Source organism: Schinkia acidoalkalinis (assembly GCF_054301215.1).
This window is the reverse complement of the sequence record NZ_CP182573.1, coordinates 1,089,793-1,110,074: the sequence shown is the minus strand read 5'-3', so window position 1 is coordinate 1,110,074 and position 20,282 is coordinate 1,089,793. Positions and strand designations below refer to the sequence as shown.

Below are 20,282 nucleotides of genomic sequence, written 5' to 3'. Positions count from 1 at the left end.
ATGACAACGAACGCATTAAAAAACGAAGTACTATTTATCGATGAAACGGCAAATTTACAGAATTATGATGAAACGGCTGCAAATTTCGATTGGAAACAAGTAGAGGAAACATTTACTTGGCATAAAACTGGTAAAGTCAACATGGTTTATGAAGCGATTGATCGCCATGTAGAAAACGGAAAAGCGGACCAAACAGCACTATTCTTTACAGACGGAATTCGTGATGAAGCATACACTTACGCGGAGATGCAAAAGCTTTCTAGTCAATTTGCAAACGGCTTACGTTCATATGGTGTTGAAAAAGGGGATCGCGTCTTTATTTTCATGCCACGTACTCCAGAATTATATATTTCACTATTAGGTATTATTCGAATGGGCGCGATTGCTGGTCCATTATTCGAAGCATTTATGGAAGAGGCTGTAAAAGACCGTTTGAGCGACAGTGGAGCGGTAGCTGTTGTGACAACACCATCATTATTAGAACGAATTCCGGTTGATGAACTGCCAGAATTAAAGCATGTAATTTTAGTTGGCGGAGAAGAGACAACTGCTGATAATCAAATTTTATTCCAAGATTTAATGAGCAAATCTGATGAATATACAATTGAATGGGTTGACCGTGAAACAGGCATGCTTCTACACTATACATCAGGGTCTACAGGAAAACCAAAAGGAGTTCTTCAAGTTCATGATGCAATGGTTCATCAGTACCTAGCAGGGAAATGGACTTATGACCTTCGTGATGGAGATGTATATTGGTGTACAGCTGACCCAGGTTGGGTAACAGGAACTTCAGCAGGTATGTGGTCACCTTGGTTAAACGGCGTAACTGCTGTGCTTCGCGGAGGACGTTTTAAAGCTGAAGAGTGGTTCCAAACACTTGAAAAGTATGGTGTAAATGTTTGGTTCAGTGCACCAACAGCTTTACGTATGATTATGGCTGCAGGAAATGAGTTACCAAAGAAATATGACTTATCAAAGCTTCGCCACATCCTTTCAGCTGGTGAGCCATTAAATCCTGAAGTTGTTCGTTGGGGCTTAGATGTATTAAATCATCGCATTCATGACAACTGGTGGATGACGGAAACTGGCTCTTGTATCTGTGCGAACTTCCGTTGCAACCCAATTCGTCCAGGTTCAATGGGTAAACCACTACCAGGCATCACACTTGCAATCGTAGATGATCAAGGAAACGAATTACCAGCTAATAGAATGGGGAACCTTGCTATTAAACCGAAATGGCCAGCAATGGTTCGCGAAATTTGGAACAACAAAGAGAAATATGATCAATATTTTGAGACAGGCTGGTTTGTAACAGGTGACTCTGCATATAAAGATGAAGATGGCTACTTCTGGTTCGAAGGCCGTGTTGATGATGTTATCAATACATCAGGTGAGCGCGTTGGACCATTTGAAGTTGAAAGTAAGCTAGTTGAGCATCCAGCTGTTGCTGAAGCAGGGGTAATTGGTGTTCCTGATCCAGTTCGCGGTGAGGTAATTAAAGCATTTATTACACTACGTGAAGGATACCAAGATAGTGATGAATTAAAAGAAGAAATTCGCTCATTCGTAAAAACACGTTTGGCTGCGCATGCTGCACCAAGAATGATTGAAGTTCGTGAAACAATTCCGAAGACAAGATCAGGAAAAATTATGCGTCGTGTACTTAAGGCATGGGAACTAGGGCTTCCAACAGGTGACCTTTCAACAATGGAAGATTAATAGAAAAGTGGAAGCGGCCGTTCAGCGAAGTCCACTAGTCGCTGGCCGCTGGAGCTAGACATTAGAAAAGCTTAAAGCGCACAAAATCTAGGACAATGTGAAAAGTCCCAACCAAGCATATGCTTGGTTGGGACTTTTTTGCTATGCGATTTTTATTCCATAAGCACTAATATCGCTTGTATTTACCAAACTTTACCTTGTACAAATATTTTAGGAAATGAATCATGAAAAAGTAAACTAGTGCATAAATCATAATAAGTCTCTTATAAAAACGAACTTGTACTGCTGTCTATTTATGGCTGAATTCCTACATCACATAAGTAAGCGTTTTCAAGTTGGGAAATAGGAAGGTGATTGTTTGTCTGTTTTAGAGGTAAAAGACGTAACACTGCGGTTTGGAGGCGTAACAGTACTAGAACGGGTTAGTTATGTTGTAAACAAAGGGGAAATCTTTGCATTAATCGGTCCCAATGGTGCCGGTAAGACAAGTATGTTGAATTGTATTAGCGGCCTTTACCATCCTTCGGAAGGGTCGATTTCTTTTAATGGTGAAAAAATTAATCACCTTAAGCCACACAAGCGGGCAAGCCTTGGGATTGCAAGGGCATTTCAAAATATTGAGCTATTCCCCCATTTATCTGTTTTGGACAATTTAATGCTAGGTAGGCATGTCCGAATGAAGACCGGGTTACTTGCCGGTGGTTTTTATTGGGGGAAAGCACAACGTGAAGAAATAGAACATCGCCGTAAAGTTGAAGATGTAATAGACTTTCTTGAAATAGAAGATATTCGTAATACACCAGTCGGTACACTTTCATACGGCTTACAAAAACGTGTGGAAGTGGGAAGAGCCCTCGCGTTGGAGCCGGAACTATTGCTTTTAGACGAACCTATGGCTGGTATGAATACAGAAGAAAAAGAAGATATGGCCCGCTACATTATCGATATCCATGAAGAGATGAAAACAACCATTATTTTAATAGAGCATGATATGGGAGTTGTAATGGACTTATCTGATCATATTGCTGTACTTGATTTTGGGAAATTAATTGGCTATGGAACACCGATTGAGATCCAAAATAATCCAAAGGTCATCGAAGCGTATTTAGGGGAAGAACAGGTCGGTTAACAATTTGATTCATTAAGGAGGAATCAGCTGCATGATAAATCTGACGTTTCCTCAAGCTCTTTTGGAAAGAGCGAAGAATGAGGGAGCCACAATTGCCTTACGTGAAAAAGATTATGGAATTTGGAATGAGTATACCTTCCAAGAATACCTTGAAGGGGTAAAGAAATTCGCGCTAGGTTTATTGGAATTGGGCTTTAGGCGGGGGGAAAAGCTGGCTATTATCGGGGATAACCGCCCTGAATGGGTTATCAGTGAATTAGCTGCTCAGAGCTTAGGCGGAATTTCCGTAGGTATTTATCAAGAGTCACTTCCTCATGAAATAAGCTATATCATCGATAATTCAGATGCAGCCATTGTTGTCGTGGAAGATCAAGAGCAAGTTGATAAAATTTTAGAAATCAAACAAGAAATTCCTAAAGTAAGGTGGATTATTTATTATGATTCACGCGGTATGCGAGATTACAAAGATCCCAATCTATTATTTTTCCGTGATGTTCAAAAAATCGGTGACACGATCGCTATTGAAGACCCTTTTGTTTTTGAAAGTGAACTGGAAAAGGGAGGTTATCAAGATGTGGCTATCCTCTCCTATACTTCGGGAACAACCGGCAATCCGAAAGGAACGATGTTAACTTATCAAAATCTATTTGATATGGCAAAGAATCTATCAATCATTGACCCGTTAGAAAAAAATGATCAGTATCTGTCATTTTTGCCGTTGGCATGGATTGGCGAACAAATGATGTCAATTGCCCTCGGCTTGTACAACGGCGTTACTATTAATTTTCCAGAAGAACCTTCAACAGTTTTACAAAATCTTAGAGAAATTGGTCCTCATGTCATGTTTTCACCACCGCGTATTTATGAAGATATGCTTTCTAGACTTCAGGTAAAAATCCAAGATGCAAGCTGGTTAAAAAGAAAACTTTTTGAATGGTGCAAACCCATTGGTGAAAAGGTCGCAGATGCCCATCTAAACAACGAAAAGGTTACAACAGGTACAAAAATCCTTTACAAACTTGCGGATTTATTTTTATTCAGCGCTATCCGTGATCACTTTGGTTTATTAAGAATTAGGCGGGCTTATACCGGTGGGGCACCACTTGGTCCAGATGTTTTTCGGTTTTTCCATAGTATTGGTGTAAATGTAAAGAGTATTTATGGACAAACAGAGGTTTCAGGGATTTCGATTGTGCACCGTGATGGAGATATTAAAATGGACAGTGTTGGTGTTCCTTTGCCTGGAACAGAGGTGAACATTTCTGATGAAGGGGAAATCCTTATCAAAAGTACCAGCGTTTGCAAAGGTTACTATAAAGATGAGAAAGCAACAAAGGAGACGATTGGAGATGGGTGGCTGCACACTGGCGATGCCGGTAGACTGGATGAAAATGGCCATCTTTATATCATTGACCGCGTAAAAGATGTTATTCGTCTCGAAACAGGGGAAATGTTTTCACCGCAATTTATCGAGAATAAACTAAAGTTTAGCCAGTATATTAAAGAAGCTGTGGCCATAGGACGTCAGAGGCCATATGTGGTCGCGATGATTAATATTGACATGGAAAATGTCGGCCGCTGGGCGGAAAAAAAGCAGTTAACTTATACAACCTACTCAGATTTATCGAGTAAGCCTGCAGTACTCCAACTAATCCAAGAACAAGTGAATGAAGTAAATAAAACACTGCCGAAAAAAGCCCGCGTGAAAAAGTTCGTTCTGCTCTATAAAGAATTGGATGCAGATGACGAAGAATTGACACGGACGAAAAAAGTACGCCGCCAATTTGTAGCGAAAAAATATGAATCCCTAATTGAGGGACTATATTCCGAAAATGAAAAAATCAATGTCGAAGGTACCATCAAATATCGAGATGGGAAACAGCAAACGATTCACACAACTTTACAAGTCATCTCATTATCAGGAGAAGAGGTGGTTTTTTCATGACATTTTTTTTACAAATGTTAGTGACGGGCACCGTGATTGGAAGTGTCTATGCATTAGTCGCTCTAGGGTTTGTCTTAATCTATAAATCTAGTGACGCGATTAATTTTGCGCAAGGGGAATTTTTATTAGTTGGTACATATGTGTGTTTAACACTCGTATCAGGCTACAATATTCCGTTTATACCTGCATTGATCATCACACTTTTGTTTAGTGCAGTCCTAGGCCTCGTGATTGAGCGTATCATCTTACGGCCATTTATTGGTGAACCTGTGATTTCTCTAATAATGGCCACCATTGGATTATCCAGTGTTTTACTAGGTGTTGTCCATATTATTTGGGGTCATGACACGAAAGTATTTCCTACAATATTTTCCGAAGAACCCGTTCGCTTAGGCAATATTATTGTCGCACCGGTCTATTTATGGTCGCTCGTGATTGTGATCGTCATGCTTCTCTTGTTCACTTTGTTTTTCAAGTATTCAAAAATGGGGATTGCAATGAGGGCAACCGCAGATGATCAACAAGCAGCCATGTCAATGGGAATTAGCGTCAAAGTGATTTTTGCCTGTGCCTGGGCAATCGCCGCTGTTGTATCGGCGGTTGGTGGTGTTCTCTTAGGAAACATAAACGGCGTTAACTCTTCGCTTGCTTTTATCGGTTTAAAAGTGCTGCCTGTAGCAATACTTGGTGGACTAGACAGTATTCCAGGAGCAATCATCGGTGGCATTATGATCGGTATCATTGAAAGTATGACTGGAGGTTATCTTGATCCGCTCGTCGGTGGTGGATTGAAAGAAGTCATGCCATTTATCATCCTTGTATTTATATTAATGTTCAAGCCGTATGGATTGTTTGGCAAAAAAGAAATAGAAAGGGTGTAATCGATGCGAAACCCATTTGTCATGGACTGTGGTGAATTCCATGTAAATTATAAACAAGATATGGCAATCTGGAAAATACCAAGAATTCGAATGCGTATATTTGCCATTGGTTTATTGTTTGCGATTTTTCCGTTACTCGCGTATGACTATATTATTGGTTTGGCAACCTTATGTGGAATCGCAGCGATTGGAGCCATTGGACTGAACATCTTAACAGGCTTTACGGGTCAGATTTCAATTGGTGTGGGAGCGTTTCTTGGTGTTGGCGGCTATACATCCGCGATTTTAACAACAAAGCTGGGATTAAGCTTTTGGATAGCCATGCCAACTGCCGGCATCATTACTGCTTTAGTTGGTGCCTTGTTCGGCATTCCGTCGCTCCGTTTAAAAGGATTGTATTTGGCGATTGCCACATTAGCGGCCCAGGTGATTATTTTGTTTGTCATCTCAAGATGGGATTCATTAACGGGAGGAACGGCAGGGCTTGTCCTTAACCGCCCGGAAATCGGTAGTTTTCCTTTTATTAGTGAAACGAGCTATTACTATTTAATGTTTGTAATTTTGCTTGCCACGATAATTTTTTCTTTAAATTTATTCAGATCAAGGGTCGGTCGCGCCTTCATCGCTGTTCGTGACCGCGATGTCGCTGCCGAAGTCATTGGCATTGATTTGTTTAAATATAAGGTTATGGCGTTTTTCATTAGCTCCTTTTTTGTTGGAATCGCAGGTGCCCTGTTGGGCCACTATATGATGGTTGTCAGCCCGGAATTATACAGTACAACTGTTTCAATTGAATATTTAGCGATGATTCTGGTTGGCGGATTGGGAAGCGTATTTGGTTCTATTTACGGAGCTGTGTTCATTACATTATTACCGGTTGTTTTGCGATCGGTCATTGATGTCTTTAGCGGTATTTTCCCTGACTTAGCCGACTTGTTAAATGGCTTGAAGGAAGTTGTCTTTGGTTTGGTGATTATTATTTTCTTAATCTACGAGCCTCAAGGGTTAGCGAAAATATGGCAGAACATCAAAGATTATTTTAAACTATGGCCATTTTCGTATTAAGTACAGGGATAATCGATAAGTGAAAAAATAATAATTGGGAGCTTGTCGTTATTTCAATAGCTATTAAAAAAGAGGGGGAGCAGAATGAAAAAGAAATTTTGGTCAGTGTTGTTAATGCTAGTACTAGCAGTAGGGATGCTAGTTGGATGTTCAGGAGGGGGCAAGGAGAAGACCCAAACAAATTCAACACAGACAAACGAAGGTGAAGCAAAGTCAGGAGAAGCAAAGGGAACCATTAAAATTGGCGGCCTTTATGATTTAACCGGTGGTACAGGTGATGTTGGTACACCATATGCAGAAGGTGAAAAAGCATATTTCGAATTTTTGGCAACACAAGGACCGATTAACGGCTATAAACTAGAGTTAATTGGCGACGATTATGCCTATAAAATTCCTGAAGCAACAAAGCTTTACCAAAAGTTAAAATCAAAAGATAAAGTGGCTGCAATTTTAGGCTGGGGAACAGGTGATACAGAAGCACTTCGTCAATTAGTAGCAGCAGATAAACTACCGTTTATTTCAGCTTCCTATTCTGAAAATCTAAAAAATATGGATGAAAGTCCCTATAATTTCTTAACGGCGGCATCCTATTCAGACCAAGCACGTTCAGCCTTAAAATGGATTAAAGATAACCATAAAGAAGGAACACCGACTGTAGCGTTGCTTTACAATGATACGGCATTTGGAAAATCTCCGATTCAAGATGCAAAGGATTTTGCTAAAGAATTAGGAATCGATGTCGTTGATGAACAAATTGTAGACTTAAAGGCTTTAGATGCAACATCACAATTATTAAATATGCAAAAGAAAAATCCTGATTATGCGATTATTCAAGAAACGTGGGGCGCAACAGCAACCATTTTGAAAGATGCAAAAAAATTAGGAGTTCAAACACAGTTTATCGGGTTAAACTGGGCAACAGGTGAAGGATTACTGCCAATTACCGGAGACGCTGCCGAGGGCTTTATCGGTGTTGTTACCCATGCCTTCCCATATGAGGACCTGCCGGGGCTAGAGGAAATCAGAACATACCTTGAAAGTAAAGGAGGAAAATTAGAAGAAAAAGATCAAAAGTTTATCCAAGGTTGGATTGCTGCCAAAATCATGGTGGAAGGGATTAAACTGGCCGATGATCCGACAACAGGCGAAGGAATCCGCGCTGGGTTGGAGAAAATTTCGAACCTTGATTTAGGTGGACTTGCAGCGCCAGTAACATTTACTCCTGATAATCATGCAGGTACCAATCAAATTCGTCTTGCCCAAGTGAAAAATGGAAAGTTTGTAATCATTACGGATTACATTGGCTATTAACAAGACCAGGAGGAAGTCATGCTCACACTCAATAATGTCGAGGTTATGTATGATAAGGTTATCCTTGTTTTAAAAGGAATGTCAATGGTCATTCCTGAAGGTAAAATCGTTGCTTTATTAGGAAGCAATGGAGCAGGAAAGACAACAACGCTGAAAGCAATTTCCGGACTATTAAAAAGTGAACGAGGGGAAGTAACCGACGGGCAAATTCATTTACATGATGAAAGAATTGATGAAAAAGATGCGGAGGCAATTGTTAAAAAGGGTATTTTTCAGTGTATGGAAGGACGCCGTGTTTTTAAACATCTAACAGTAGAAGATAATTTAATTGCCGGAGCCCATACCCGAAAAGACAGGAAGAATCTGAAGGAAGATATTAAAAAGGTCTACCGCTATTTTCCTAAGCTTGAAATGTTAAAACACCGGCAGGCAGGCTATCTATCCGGTGGAGAGCAGCAGATGCTCGCAATTGGCAGAGGATTGATGGCGAAGCCAAGGCTCTTGCTTTTAGATGAACCTTCACTCGGGATTGCCCCATTACTAGTTAAAGAGATTTTTAGTATCATCAAGAAAATTAATCAGGAAGAAGGTACGACCATTCTTGTCGTTGAGCAAAATGCGAATATTGCTCTTTCAATCGCGGACTACGGCTACATCATGGAAAATGGCCGAATTGTACTAGATGGACCGGTTGACAAGCTCCTTTCAAATGAAGATGTCCGAGAGTTTTATCTAGGGTTAAGTGATAAGGGGAGAAAAAATTACCGGGACTTAAAATCTTATAAACGGAGAAAGCGGTGGTTATAGGAACTAGAAAGAAAAAAGAGTGAAAATCTTGTTCATTGATTTTCACTCTTTATCCATTGTTTGCAGTGGTTTGATCAGTTGCATCAGGATCAAATGTATTAGTTGCGCTTAATCCACTATTTGAGGCTACAAAGTTACCAGTAATTCCACCACCGGATCCAGAATAACTTTTGGAAACACTTTTTGGGGCAATATAGAAGGAATCCCCAAAGTGAACTACCCCGGGTGCATTGGTAATATTAATTGGTCCACCAATTACTGAAGGCATAATGAACATCCTTTTTGTTTACTACTTATATATTATTATATTTTATCTCTTTTAAAAGGTTCGTCTATCTTTGGATTTGTGCGGATTGCATAGTTTGTTCGGTCTGATTCTGATGGGAGCTAATTAATTGCCGGATATGTTTAACCCGACCTTCACCGTAAATGTGATTTGTAGAGCCTATATGAACTACGGAAGAAGTGGAGACACCAATAACGGTAACAGAATGTACATGAATTTTTGGTGATTCATTTATCCGCCTTACTGCTACTTGCTCAGTGAGGATTGGCCTGGGAAGTGGTCGGTAAAAAATAGGGTAATTCAAACTTCCTTCTCCTCCACCCAAAGCCTCATGTTCACGATGAACCGCCAATGCTTTAGCAAAGGGGAGAATTGTGTTGGAATCACCAATTTCAACAATTGAACTTAAAAATACTGATAAAATATTCATATGATTTACAATTGAAAGTCTTTGCTGCAAGAATAACACATCCCTTTTATTGTTCAATCGTAACTTGTGGTCCAATAATTAAAGATTCAGCAGGTGTATCGAAAGCTGAAGCCATGGAAATTGTATTTGCATCACCTATTAAAAGCACTGAAGATACAGAGACGCCAGTAACCTTAACATTACAAACGGTTAGGTCACGGTTAATAACAGTAAAATTCATCATGTGAAATTTCCTCCCATTGGCATATGCTTTATAAAAGCATCAATTGCATTTGTTATATCTCTTTTGACTTCCGATGAAACAAAATGAATGATTTCCTCTTGACTGCCATTTCTTACATGATTTTTCGTTGCCTGGTTTAAATAAAAATTGAGGCGTTCATCAAGTTGTCTCTCTACATCCTGTATAATAAAATCTCGATGTGGACCGCTGACGGTAATATTATATTTAATGGCACATTCATCCATAAATTGTTGGCAGTCTCCTCTTAAAAATTGTTGAACACCTTCTCGTAGCTGAGGATATAGTTGAGGATATTTTTGGAAAATGGATGCACTTCCCGGAAAGTCTTGGTTCACCGAAAAATGCTCAAAAGTATCAGGATCCGACATCCCTTGAGGTGTTAAGCCAATATTTAGCGTTCCCTCTAATGTTTCAATTTTTAATTGATCAAATTTATATTCAATTCTTTCAATATGGGTCGTTTGGGGGTCTCGTAGAGAGTTTACCTTTTCCTGCAACGTCCTTACTTCTTCCTGCAATCGTATGAGTTGGTTATGCTGTGCACGTAAATAGGAATCAACCTGAGATAAGTAATACTGAATACTATTTCCGTTCATCAACCTTCACCTCTTTCCAATACATAGTTTATGTATGGATTTATAAATAGGTGAATGCCTATTATTACGGCCCGGCCAATGGAACAGATGGTATATAATGTTCTGCTTGGGGCGCCGGTGCAGTAAATCCTCCAGTATTATACAAATGGGATTGCGGTTTGATGATGCCAGCACTGCCGATTTGCAGAACGGATGAATTAGTAATACCACCGATTTTGATATATTGAATGATAATGCTTTGATTTACATAAAAGTTCATAACATAACTCCTTTTACAAAGAATCATAAATTTAGGAGCATTGGCTGGTCGGCAAAATCATTTTCGTAAGTGTTTGTGTTACTATAATAATTTGTTACCCGGTTTTGTTCCCCCGTGATAAAAGATCCCGCACCTGCGAAGGTTTTGGCTGTACTCTTTGGGGCAATTGTAAAAACATCACCAATATTCATAACACTACTTGCAGATACACTCACAACATTAATTGCTCCCACAATTGCTGGCATATTAAAACACCCTTTTATAAAAATCCTGTTAATAGTCTATGAAACTGACATAGACAGTGTTACTGGACAAAAAATTATATGTAAATAGGCAAGAATTTTTAGGGTCTTTTTGGAAATGTATGTTATAGTTAATTTAGAATTTTCTAAAAAGATAAAAAATAAGGGGGATGTTTATGTACGTACCAATGCTGTTAAATGATTTTTTAGATCGCGCCGTTAAATTATACGGACAAAAAAAAGCGGTAATTAATACGGATGGAAGAGAGTACACCTATTCTGAATTAAATGATAGAGTCAATCAGCTTTCCCATGGCTTGAGAGATTTAGGCGTACAAAAAGGGGATCGTGTTGCCTATTTAGCTCCCAACACGCTTGAAATGCTTGAAGGATTTTATGGAGTATTTCAAACGGGCGCCATCATGGTTCCTTTAAATACACGATTAACGCCTGAAGATTATTTATTCATCTTAAATCATAGTGAAACAAAAGTATTGGTATGTGACCAAGAGTTGTACCATCAAATCGCCCCTATCCGCGAAAAATTGCTAACAGTTGAAAGCGTTTTAATTCATTATGCTGATGCTGGTTGTGAAGATATAAATTATGATCAATGGTTAAAGGGACATACTAAAGCCCCATTTGACCGCCCAGAAATGGACGAGCAGGATGTATGCAGTTTATTATATACAAGCGGAACAACTGGAAATCCAAAAGGCGTTATGTTAACACATCGTAATAACTATTTCCATGCCCTATCTGTCCAGCATCATCTTCGTGTTTCGGACAGGGATACACTTTTACATATTTTACCAATGTTCCATGTTAATGGCTGGGGTTCGCCTTTCTATTACACAGCTAATGGAGCAACACAGGTCATGCTAAGAAAAGCTTTGCCGGAGACAATTTTTGATTTAGTAGGAACACATAAAGTTTCCATCATGCATATGGCCCCAACTGTATTAAATAGCCTTATTCAGTATTATGATAAAAATAAGCAAACCTTTGACCATGATATCCGTATCGTCATCGCTGGGTCTGCACCAGCACCGGCTTTTGTAACAAAGGTAGAAGAAGAATTAGGCTGGGAGTTTATCCAAGTTTATGGGATGACAGAAACTTCACCATTGAGTTTATATTCACCAATCCGCCCAGATTTGGAAGGATTACCGAAGGAACAAAAATATCGCCTAAAGGCCAAAGCTGGAATTCAACTGATTGGCTGTGATGTGAAAGTTGTCAATGATTTAGGTGAAGAAGTTGCTTGGAATGGCAAGGACATTGGTGAAGTTATAACTAGAAGTAATAGCGTTATGAAAGGCTATTGGAAGAATGATCAAGCAACGATGGAAACCATCCAAAACGGCTGGCTTCATACGGGCGACATGGGAATTGTTGATGAATATGGAACAATTGAAATTGTCGACCGTAAAAAGGATGTTATTATCAGCGGCGGTGAAAACATTTCATCCATCGAGGTTGAAGGAGTTTTATATGAACACCCAAGCATTTTAGAAGCAGCTGTTGTTGCCCTGCCGCATGAAAAATGGGGTGAAACACCACATGCCTTTGTCGTTGTAAAGAAAGGCGAAGTATTAACAGAAGAGGATGTTATTCAATTCTCTAGAAGCAAGCTTGCCCACTTTAAGGCGATAACAGGTGTTACGTTCGTTGAGGAATTACCGAAAACAGCTTCTGGTAAAATTCAAAAAGTCCATCTTCGTAATCAAAAATGGGAAGAATCCGGAAAAGCAGCTGCTAACGGGCGTTTCGTAAATTAATAATAACAGGAAGCAAGAGGTGTTTCTTTTGCTTCCTTTTTTACATTGATTTAAAATAAACTGAAAATATATACAAAATTTAATTTTGATTAGGGGGGTATTAAAATGGATTTAGGTTTAAAAGGAAAAACGGCCTTAGTCATGGCCTCAAGCAAAGGCTTAGGTAAAGCAATAGCCACAAAACTTGCTGAAGAGGGCGCAAATGTCATGCTTGCCAGCCGTAGCGAGGATGCTTTACAAAAGGCAGTGGAGGAAATTAAGGAAAAAACGAATGGCAACGCCGATTTTGTAGTTTGTGATATAACGGATCCTGCTTCCATTAAAGCAACCGTTCAAAAGTGCGTAGATGCATTTGGACCAATTGATATACTCGTAAATAATGCTGGAGGTCCGCCTGCAGGAGGGTTTGGCAACTTTGATGATGATGCATGGCAAAAGGCATTTGAATTGAATTTATTAAGCTACATTCGAACGATCCGTGAAGTGCTGCCACACATGAGAAAGCAAGGAGGAGGACGGATTCTAAATATCGCTTCCTCTTCATTTAAAGAGCCAATAGACGGGCTGATTCTTTCAAACACATTCCGAAATGGAATTGCTGGGTTAGCCAAAAGCTTAGCAACCGAATTAGGGAAAGACAAAATCTTAGTGAACACCCTTGGTCCAGGCCGCATTGGTACAGACAGACTGAAAGAGCTCGACTCAATCGGTGCAGATAGACAAGGAGTTACAGTGGAAGAAATCAGAGCCTCAAAGGAACTCACGATTCCGCTCGGACGTTACGGACTACCGGAGGAGTTTGCAAATATCGCGGTGTTCCTATGCTCACAAGCGAACTCCTATGTGACAGGTCAGGCCTTTTTAGTTGATGGCGGCATGGTAAGAGCATTGTAAGCATAATCAGCAGGAAAAGAGGGGAAGGTCGGGCTTTGGTGGTGATACTCACACTGAAAGCACCTTGTGGATTTTACCCAACGCCCAATCCAAGTCTTCTTTTGTAATCACGAGTGGTGGTGCAAAGCGAATCACATTTTCATGTGTTTCCTTGCACAACAAGCCTTCCTCTTTTAATCTTTCACAAAAGGTGCGAGCCGATGTTGTCAGTTCAACACCAATAAACAAACCCTTACCGCGTACTTCCTTAATAATTGGATTTTTCACTTTTTTAAGTTCATTTAACATATAGGCACCTAGTTCTAGAGAACGGTCAGCCAATTTTTCATCAATGATAACATCGAGAGCAGCAATAGAAACCGCACAGGCAAGAGGATTGCCGCCAAATGTAGAACCATGTGACCCGGGATCAAAGACACCGAGAACATCCTTATTGGCTGCCACACAGGAAATCGGTAAAACACCACCGCCCAAGGCTTTGCCTAAAATGTACATGTCAGGCTCGACTTGTTCCCAATCACACGCAAATAACTTTCCAGTCCGCCCTAGTCCTGCCTGTATTTCATCTGCAATGAATAATACTTGATTAGTTTGGCAAGCATTATAGGCTTCTTTTAAGTAACCATCCGGTGGAATGATAATGCCAGCTTCCCCTTGGATTGGCTCAATGATAAACGCAGCGGTATTAGCCGTAATCGCCCCTTTTAACGCCTCTATATCGCCATATGGTACAATTTTGATACCTGGAAGCATCGGCTCAAAGCCCCGTTTATATTCTGAATTTGAGGATAAAGATACCGCCGTCATCGTCCGACCATGGAAGTTATCGGTACAGGCAATGATTTCGGCTTTGTTTACAGCAACACCTTTTACATCGTAAGCAAAGCGGCGTGCTGCTTTAAAAGCGGTTTCGACAGCTTCTGCACCGGTATTCATTGGCAGGACCATTTCTTTCCTTGTTAATTGGAATATTTTCTGATACCATGGTCCAAGCTTGTCATTGTGAAATGCTCGGGAAGTAAGGGTAACTCGATCTGCTTGATCTTTTAACGCCTGAATGATTTTTGGATGGCGATGACCTTGATTCACAGCAGAATAGGCGCTCAGCATATCCAGATATTTTTTACCTTCGGGATCCTCAACCCAAACACCTTCTGCTTTTGAAACAACAATGGGAAGTGGGTGGTAATTATTAGCACCAAAACACTCTGTTAGCTGGATTATTTCAGTTGTTTTGCTCAACAATAATGTCCCCTTTTCAATGTTTATTTTATTTACATTGTTTTTATAGAATTTAATCTTTTTTTAATAATATAATGAATATTTTTTGAGTTTATATCTACTACGTGTATAATGGAATTGGTTGTACATAAAAATAAAAGAGGAGGATATAGGATGTTACATGCACATGTTACGACTTGGTTTGTAGCGATCATTTTAGTATTTGTAAGTTATTTTATGCAAAAAAATGGAAAACAGAAACCTGCTAAAATTACAACGATGATTTTACGTCTTTTCTATATATTGATTTTAGCAACTGGCGGCGACTTATTTGGACGATACGCATCAGCATTAGGTTCTAGTATTATGACATCAGCTGTTTTATACAAAGCCTTAGCCGGTTTATGGGTAATTGCGTCAATGGAACTTCTGCTTATGAATCAGAAAAAAGGGAAATCAACAGAGCTTTATTGGATTCAATTTGTGATTGCTGTCCTAGTTGCATTATTTTTCGGTTATGTTGTATTACCAAACGGATAATAAAACTCTATATGTATATGTTTATTCCACAAGTCCATGGTCTTGTGGAATATTTTTTAAGAAAGAAATGTGCATACTGTTCGATTGCCATCATTTTGCGCAAATTCAAAGCGGTCTTTAAAAGTCTTTGCGTTTGTGCCATCGCGATAAAAATAATGCTGGACAACACAAATTTGCTCTTCATTATCAAAAATGATTACATTCATGCCTTCCTTTTGTTCTCTCAACTCTAAGAAGGATAAAAAGTTGTTGCAAAAAACGCAATCATACAGCGAGTAGGAAAGTGAATTTAAAGTTTTTACAAAATGCAAATAGGATTCCTCGGAAAGCTCCTCAATCAACTTTTTAAAAGAATAGGTCAAATTTTTTTTATAACGAATATAGTCACCGTTCGTTAGATAATGAAAATCATGATTGATAAGAAGAATAGTGTCTTCAATTAAGGTTCCTTTCTTCCAAATTCCATTTAACTGAACCTCAAATTCATCCCCTAAGTCGTTAAGTTCAAAGGCCTCATGGTTTATTTCATCAAAAAAAATCCAATCATCACCAATGCGCTCGATGGTACCTTCAATATATGCTCTTTCTTGAAATGGAATAACAGCTAGTTTTCTATGTAAGTTCAAGTAAATGACCCCTTTTAATTTTTTACTATCGTTTCACACTTTTGACAAAAAAATACTTTTTGGAAGAAAAATCCTAACTGTGTCTCTGAATAACATGTCGTTTTTAACTGATACTACAACTGTAAATTTTTCAATCATTTTTATTTTCAGGAGGTACTTAAGATGACAGTAGCAACACAAGTAAAGCAAACATTAGCTGGATTAAAAAGTGCACAAGCAGCGTTTGAAACATTTGCATTGCAAACAGAAAATAAATCAGCTAAACAAATGTATCAAAATGCAGCCCAACAAACACAACAAATTGTTGAAACAATTAGTGCCCGGGTGCAAGAGATTCAAAGTGAAGAGCCGCAGTATAATAGCTAACTTTTCCTAAAGAGGCTGGCTCGTTCAGCCTCTTTCAGTCATTACTATTTAATGTCATTACAAAAGGATGATTGAATGAAAACCACGTCATTTATACTTTCCATATCTTTTCTCTGTTTATTAATGGCAGGTTGTAATTATCAATTAGAGGGGCCGAGTAATGAAAGCATTTACCCCCAACCGGTAAATATGAGTACTTCCCCATTTCAACGAACGATAAATCAACGTTCTGCTGATGAAGCTAAATATATTTTATTAAATAAAGATGAAGTAAAGTGGGTTCGTGCTGTTCAATCTAAAGATCTCCTCATTGTTGCCGTAGAATTGGAGCATTGGAACACATTCCAATCCAAAAAGCTAACAAAAGAAATGAAGAAAACGCTCGAAAAAGACCTCAAATCAAAAAAAATTGAGCTTACAACAGATCATAAAATATTTATTGAATTAGAGAAATTGGAAAACAAAATCATGAATAATGATATATCTGAAAAGAAGCTGGACAAGGATTTAAAAAGAATTCAAAAGTTAATGAAAGAGCAAACTTAAGGGAGGAGGGATTGTCATGGCTAATAAGAAAAAGAAAAACCTAACACCCACGATGCAGCAATATCAACAATTTGAAAAAGATCGGGAAACGAAACGTCCCGTTGTAGCGAATTGTCTCCGCGCCTTTTTTGTTGGCGGTTTTATTTGCTTAATTGGACAAATGATTCAAACATTTTTTATGACCTATTTTAACTTTACTGAACAAACAGTTGGTAATCCGACTGTTGCTGTTTTGATTTTTATAACGATGCTCTGTACAGGCTTTGGTTTTTACGACCGAATTGCGCAGTTTGGGGGTGCAGGTACAGCTGTTCCTGTGACTGGTTTTGGGAATGCTGTCATTTCGGCTGCTATCGAACATAGGACAGAAGGTTTTGTCTTAGGTACGGGTTGTAATATGTTTAAACTAGCAGGCCCGGTTATTATGTTTGGTGTTGCTTCCGCCTTTATCGTTGCTCTAATTAAGACGATTTTAATACAGTGGGGTGGTTTGTAATGCTTGTTGGACACCGTACATGGCTATTTGAAAATAAACCGGTCATTAAATCGTCTGCCACTGTAGTTGGACCTTTCGAGGGCAACGGTAGGTTGTCCGATGACTTTGATATCATTCATGGAGATATTTGGCTAAATCAGGATTCTTTTGAAAAGGCGGAAAAGGTACTATTAGAGGAATCATGCCAAACTGCCATCAAAAAGGCAGGTCTGAAGAAAGAGGATATCCAATTCTTTTTTTGCGGCGATTTAAGCAATCAAATCACTTCAACAAGTTTTGCTGCACGCACGCTTGGCGCCCCCTATTTTGGGTTGTTCGGCGCTTGTTCAACCTCTATGGAAGGATTAGCATTATCAGCTTTTGTTGTTAATGGAAAAGGTGCAAAATACGTCCTTACAGGTGCTGTCAGCCATAACACCGCTGTTGAAAAACAATTTCGCTATCCAACTGAATACGGCGGGCAAAAGCCGCCCACAGCCCAATGGACGGTTACTGGAGCCGGTACAGCAATCATAACAGATGCTGGTGACGGCCCATTTGTAACGTCAGCGACAATTGGCAGAGTGGTTGACATGGGTCTTTCTGATCCATTTAATATGGGTGGTGCGATGGCACCAGCTGCGATTGATACAATTGAAGCCCACTTGAAAGAAAGAAATGTTCCTGCTTCGTATTATGATTTAATTGTAACAGGGGATCTTGGCCACATTGGCCATGAAATTGCTTTAGATTTACTAAATAAACATGGTGTTGAGGTAACGAGTCAGTCGTATAAGGATTGTGGCATTATGATTTATCGCGAAGGCCAGCCTGTATTATCAGGGGCAAGTGGGGCGGGGTGCTCTGCCTGTGTAACGTATGGCCATTTACTTAATGAAATGAGAAAAGGGAATTTAAAGCGAATTTTAGTTGTTGCAACAGGAGCTTTGTTATCACCGATCACTTTTCAACAAAAAGAAACGATTCCGTGTATTGCGCATGCTGTTTCAATTGAAAGTGAAGTTGGTGCTGGAGGTGGATTTTAGGTGGCCATTTATTTTTGGGCATTTGTTGTTGGAGGACTTATATGTGTAATTGGGCAAATCATGTTTGATGTCTTTAAGCTGACTCCAGCCCATACGTTAACCTCCCTCGTTGTTGTTGGAGCTATATTAGATGGTTTAGGTCTTTATGAGCCGCTTATCGAATTTGCTGGAGCAGGAGCCACCGTTCCGATTACTAGCTTTGGCAATGCTTTAGTCCATGGGGCAATGGCAGAGGCGGAAAGACATGGCATTATCGGTGTCATCACAGGAATGTTCGAGATCACCAGCTCCGGAATCTCCGCTGCCGTAGTTTTTGGCTTTCTCGGCGCATTATTGTTTAAGCCGAAAGGATAGAAGAAAGGGTGTTGAATCCAGATGACAATTGGTTCTCAAGTAAAGCAATGTACGTATACGTTAAAAGGAATCGAACAAGGGCTGCTAAATTTAACGACTCGAACTCGTGAAGAAGAAACCAAAAATATTTTCACCGATGCAGCATTTACATTAAAAGAGGTGATTGAAGATTTAGAAAAGCGCGTAGGCCTGCTTGAAAGTGAGGAGCCGCAATATAAAGGCTTATAATTCAAAGATTGTAAGCCTTTATCATGCCATTATAAATATTATGCAAATAAAGAAACAAAGAATAAGTCAGTTATTATGAAAATCTTCATAAAACTGGCTTTTTTATGTTAGTATATGTAATGAAAGTTGGTGGAAATGTGTCAGGGAAAATAGAGTATGCAGAAGAATTTATTGAGCGTTTTTCAAATTATTTAAAAGAAATCAAAGAAGAATTATTAGAACATTGGCTGCAATCAGCAAAGATTTCCGAAGATGACCCTTTTTATAAAGAAATTATTGCAAATGGGGAGGATACGATTGAGTTAATATATACATATCTGTCAACAAGGAATGTCGACCCAATTATTCCCCTGACAAAAAAGATAGCAAAAGAGCGAATAGAGGCAAATGTTAATATTAGCGAATATGTCTATAACATAAATTCCGGCCGTTCCCTTGTAAATGGCTTTGTTTTAAAATCAACATCCTTACATGATGATGAAAAGCTATTAGCGATGATGATTGTTGATCAATTGTTTGACGAATATGTCTATTATGCTATTAAAGAATATACCGATTTAAAGGATTCAATTATTTTAAATAAAAATCGGTTTATACAGGAAATGCATCATGATCGGCTTACCATCGTTGGTCAAATCGCAGCTAGTTTTGCCCACGAATTTCGTAATCCGTTAACATCAATTAAAGGGTTTATCAAAATGCTTGAGAAGAAATATCTTGATGATTCAGAAAGCCGGCTTTACTTTGATATTATCAATCTTGAAATGGAAAGTCTTGAGGATAAAGTATCGCGATTTTTGTATCTATCTAAATCCAAAGGATTAGATGATGAAATGATGGTCTTCAATTTTTCTGAGGTTACGAATAAAATGATTGAATTTATGTACCCAAGGTTTGTTGACGAGAAGATTGAGGTGATTTCGTCTATTCAAGATCATTGTATGATGTTTGCGGTGAAGGAACAGATTAAACAAATTCTACTTAATATTTTAAATAATGCCGTAGAGGAGCTTTCGGCAATAAACCAAAACCGAATCATTGAAATTGTTTTGAAGCAAAAGCAGGATGAGATTATCTTAAAAATATCAAATAATGGGAAAATGATTCCAGCTTATTTAATAGAAAATATATTCGAGCCTTTTGTAACGACAAAGAATTTAGGGACAGGTCTTGGCTTATCTGTTGTAAAACAAATTGTTGAAAAGCATGACGGTACAATAAAAGTAGAATCTAATGAAAATAAAACAACTTTCATCATGAAATGGAAAGCGTATGTAGAGTAAAAAAG

General features: G+C 38.9%; 25 protein-coding genes. 17 read left to right on the top strand and 8 right to left on the bottom strand.

The genetic code is table 11. The features are described from left to right. The 7 genes from acsA (at position 1) to ACNQFZ_RS05710 (ending at position 8,860) form a co-directional block, all read left to right on the top strand. Complete coding sequence (acsA, locus tag ACNQFZ_RS05740) at positions 1-1,722, top strand: acetate--CoA ligase (protein WP_458414388.1); 1,722 nt, start codon at positions 1-3, stop codon at positions 1,720-1,722. Between the two features lie 358 nt (positions 1,723-2,080). Beyond that, positions 2,081-2,851: an ABC transporter ATP-binding protein gene (locus tag ACNQFZ_RS05735; RefSeq protein WP_458414387.1), complete on the top strand. Its 771-nt coding sequence runs from the start codon at positions 2,081-2,083 to the stop codon at positions 2,849-2,851. 31 nt (positions 2,852-2,882) lie between these two features. Continuing rightward, complete coding sequence (locus ACNQFZ_RS05730) at positions 2,883-4,796, top strand: AMP-binding protein (RefSeq protein WP_458414386.1); 1,914 nt, start codon at positions 2,883-2,885, stop codon at positions 4,794-4,796. Next, entirely contained in the window at positions 4,793-5,677 is an 885-nt protein-coding gene (locus ACNQFZ_RS05725; RefSeq protein WP_458414385.1) for a branched-chain amino acid ABC transporter permease, read from the top strand. Before ACNQFZ_RS05730 ends, ACNQFZ_RS05725 begins: the two co-directional genes overlap by 4 nt. Before the next feature lie 3 nt (positions 5,678-5,680). Further along, positions 5,681-6,742, top strand: coding sequence for a branched-chain amino acid ABC transporter permease (locus ACNQFZ_RS05720; protein WP_458414384.1), 1,062 nt, complete (start codon positions 5,681-5,683; stop codon positions 6,740-6,742). An 84-nt stretch (positions 6,743-6,826) separates the two neighbouring features. Continuing rightward, on the top strand, positions 6,827-8,053 hold the full coding sequence (locus tag ACNQFZ_RS05715) for an ABC transporter substrate-binding protein (protein WP_458414383.1): 1,227 nt from the start codon (positions 6,827-6,829) through the stop codon (positions 8,051-8,053). Between the two features lie 18 nt (positions 8,054-8,071). Then, complete coding sequence (locus ACNQFZ_RS05710) at positions 8,072-8,860, top strand: ABC transporter ATP-binding protein (protein ID WP_458414382.1); 789 nt, start codon at positions 8,072-8,074, stop codon at positions 8,858-8,860. Positions 8,861-8,909: 49 nt separating this feature from the next. Here the strand turns inward: ACNQFZ_RS05710 and ACNQFZ_RS05705 are convergent, their stop codons facing one another. From ACNQFZ_RS05705 to ACNQFZ_RS05680, 6 genes are all read right to left on the bottom strand, one after another. Beyond that, entirely contained in the window at positions 8,910-9,128 is a 219-nt protein-coding gene (locus ACNQFZ_RS05705; RefSeq protein WP_458414381.1) for a spore germination protein, read from the bottom strand. Between the two features lie 64 nt (positions 9,129-9,192). Then, positions 9,193-9,606, bottom strand: a complete 414-nt coding sequence (locus tag ACNQFZ_RS05700) for a spore germination protein GerPE (RefSeq protein ID WP_458414380.1) — start codon at positions 9,604-9,606, stop codon at positions 9,193-9,195. Between the two features lie 16 nt (positions 9,607-9,622). Beyond that, a complete protein-coding gene (locus ACNQFZ_RS05695) occupies positions 9,623-9,796 on the bottom strand; it encodes a spore gernimation protein GerPD (RefSeq protein WP_458415324.1) in 174 nt (57 codons plus the stop codon). Continuing rightward, positions 9,796-10,416 (bottom strand): spore germination protein GerPC, encoded by a 621-nt coding sequence (gene gerPC, locus ACNQFZ_RS05690; protein ID WP_458414379.1) that lies wholly within the window; start codon positions 10,414-10,416, stop codon positions 9,796-9,798. The genes ACNQFZ_RS05695 and gerPC overlap by 1 nt, the downstream gene beginning before the upstream one ends. A gap of 64 nt (positions 10,417-10,480) precedes the next feature. Next, positions 10,481-10,675 carry a spore germination protein GerPB gene (locus tag ACNQFZ_RS05685; protein WP_458414378.1) on the bottom strand — a complete coding sequence of 65 codons (195 nt, stop codon included), beginning with the start codon at positions 10,673-10,675 and terminating at the stop codon, positions 10,481-10,483. Between the two features lie 23 nt (positions 10,676-10,698). Beyond that, complete coding sequence (locus tag ACNQFZ_RS05680; RefSeq protein ID WP_458414377.1) at positions 10,699-10,920, bottom strand: spore germination protein; 222 nt, start codon at positions 10,918-10,920, stop codon at positions 10,699-10,701. Positions 10,921-11,093: 173 nt separating this feature from the next. Here ACNQFZ_RS05680 and ACNQFZ_RS05675 point away from each other — a divergent pair, with 173 nt between their 5' ends. Then, a complete protein-coding gene (locus tag ACNQFZ_RS05675; RefSeq protein ID WP_458414376.1) occupies positions 11,094-12,698 on the top strand; it encodes a long-chain-fatty-acid--CoA ligase in 1,605 nt (534 codons plus the stop codon). A gap of 105 nt (positions 12,699-12,803) precedes the next feature. Continuing rightward, complete coding sequence (locus tag ACNQFZ_RS05670) at positions 12,804-13,592, top strand: SDR family oxidoreductase (RefSeq protein WP_458414375.1); 789 nt, start codon at positions 12,804-12,806, stop codon at positions 13,590-13,592. Between the two features lie 48 nt (positions 13,593-13,640). On the opposite strand, the gene ACNQFZ_RS05665 is transcribed toward ACNQFZ_RS05670, so the two are convergent. Beyond that, a complete protein-coding gene (locus ACNQFZ_RS05665) occupies positions 13,641-14,834 on the bottom strand; it encodes an ornithine--oxo-acid transaminase (protein WP_458414374.1) in 1,194 nt (397 codons plus the stop codon). Between the two features lie 153 nt (positions 14,835-14,987). Between ACNQFZ_RS05665 and ACNQFZ_RS05660 the strand changes: the two genes are divergently transcribed. Beyond that, complete coding sequence (locus tag ACNQFZ_RS05660; protein WP_458414373.1) at positions 14,988-15,353, top strand: YisL family protein; 366 nt, start codon at positions 14,988-14,990, stop codon at positions 15,351-15,353. Between the two features lie 56 nt (positions 15,354-15,409). Here ACNQFZ_RS05660 and ACNQFZ_RS05655 read toward each other — a convergent pair whose 3' ends face one another. Beyond that, positions 15,410-15,979: a DUF2777 family protein gene (locus tag ACNQFZ_RS05655; RefSeq protein ID WP_458414372.1), complete on the bottom strand. Its 570-nt coding sequence runs from the start codon at positions 15,977-15,979 to the stop codon at positions 15,410-15,412. Positions 15,980-16,141: 162 nt separating this feature from the next. Between ACNQFZ_RS05655 and ACNQFZ_RS05650 the strand changes: the two genes are divergently transcribed. The 7 genes from ACNQFZ_RS05650 to ACNQFZ_RS05620 all read left to right on the top strand — a co-directional run bounded on the left by ACNQFZ_RS05650 (position 16,142) and on the right by ACNQFZ_RS05620 (position 20,277). After that, positions 16,142-16,345 carry a DUF1657 domain-containing protein gene (locus ACNQFZ_RS05650; RefSeq protein WP_458414371.1) on the top strand — a complete coding sequence of 68 codons (204 nt, stop codon included), beginning with the start codon at positions 16,142-16,144 and terminating at the stop codon, positions 16,343-16,345. Between the two features lie 75 nt (positions 16,346-16,420). Then, positions 16,421-16,891 carry a hypothetical protein gene (locus tag ACNQFZ_RS05645; RefSeq protein WP_458414370.1) on the top strand — a complete coding sequence of 157 codons (471 nt, stop codon included), beginning with the start codon at positions 16,421-16,423 and terminating at the stop codon, positions 16,889-16,891. A 16-nt stretch (positions 16,892-16,907) separates the two neighbouring features. Further along, positions 16,908-17,387: a stage V sporulation protein AC gene (gene spoVAC, locus ACNQFZ_RS05640; RefSeq protein ID WP_458414369.1), complete on the top strand. Its 480-nt coding sequence runs from the start codon at positions 16,908-16,910 to the stop codon at positions 17,385-17,387. Next, positions 17,387-18,412, top strand: coding sequence for a stage V sporulation protein AD (spoVAD, locus tag ACNQFZ_RS05635; protein ID WP_458414368.1), 1,026 nt, complete (start codon positions 17,387-17,389; stop codon positions 18,410-18,412). Before spoVAC ends, spoVAD begins: the two co-directional genes overlap by 1 nt. Continuing rightward, entirely contained in the window at positions 18,413-18,766 is a 354-nt protein-coding gene (gene spoVAE, locus ACNQFZ_RS05630) for a stage V sporulation protein AE (RefSeq protein ID WP_458414367.1), read from the top strand. A 21-nt stretch (positions 18,767-18,787) separates the two neighbouring features. After that, a complete protein-coding gene (locus ACNQFZ_RS05625) occupies positions 18,788-18,994 on the top strand; it encodes a DUF1657 domain-containing protein (RefSeq protein ID WP_458414366.1) in 207 nt (68 codons plus the stop codon). A 104-nt stretch (positions 18,995-19,098) separates the two neighbouring features. Continuing rightward, complete coding sequence (locus tag ACNQFZ_RS05620) at positions 19,099-20,277, top strand: histidine kinase N-terminal domain-containing protein (RefSeq protein ID WP_458414365.1); 1,179 nt, start codon at positions 19,099-19,101, stop codon at positions 20,275-20,277. Positions 20,278-20,282 lie beyond the last annotated feature (5 nt).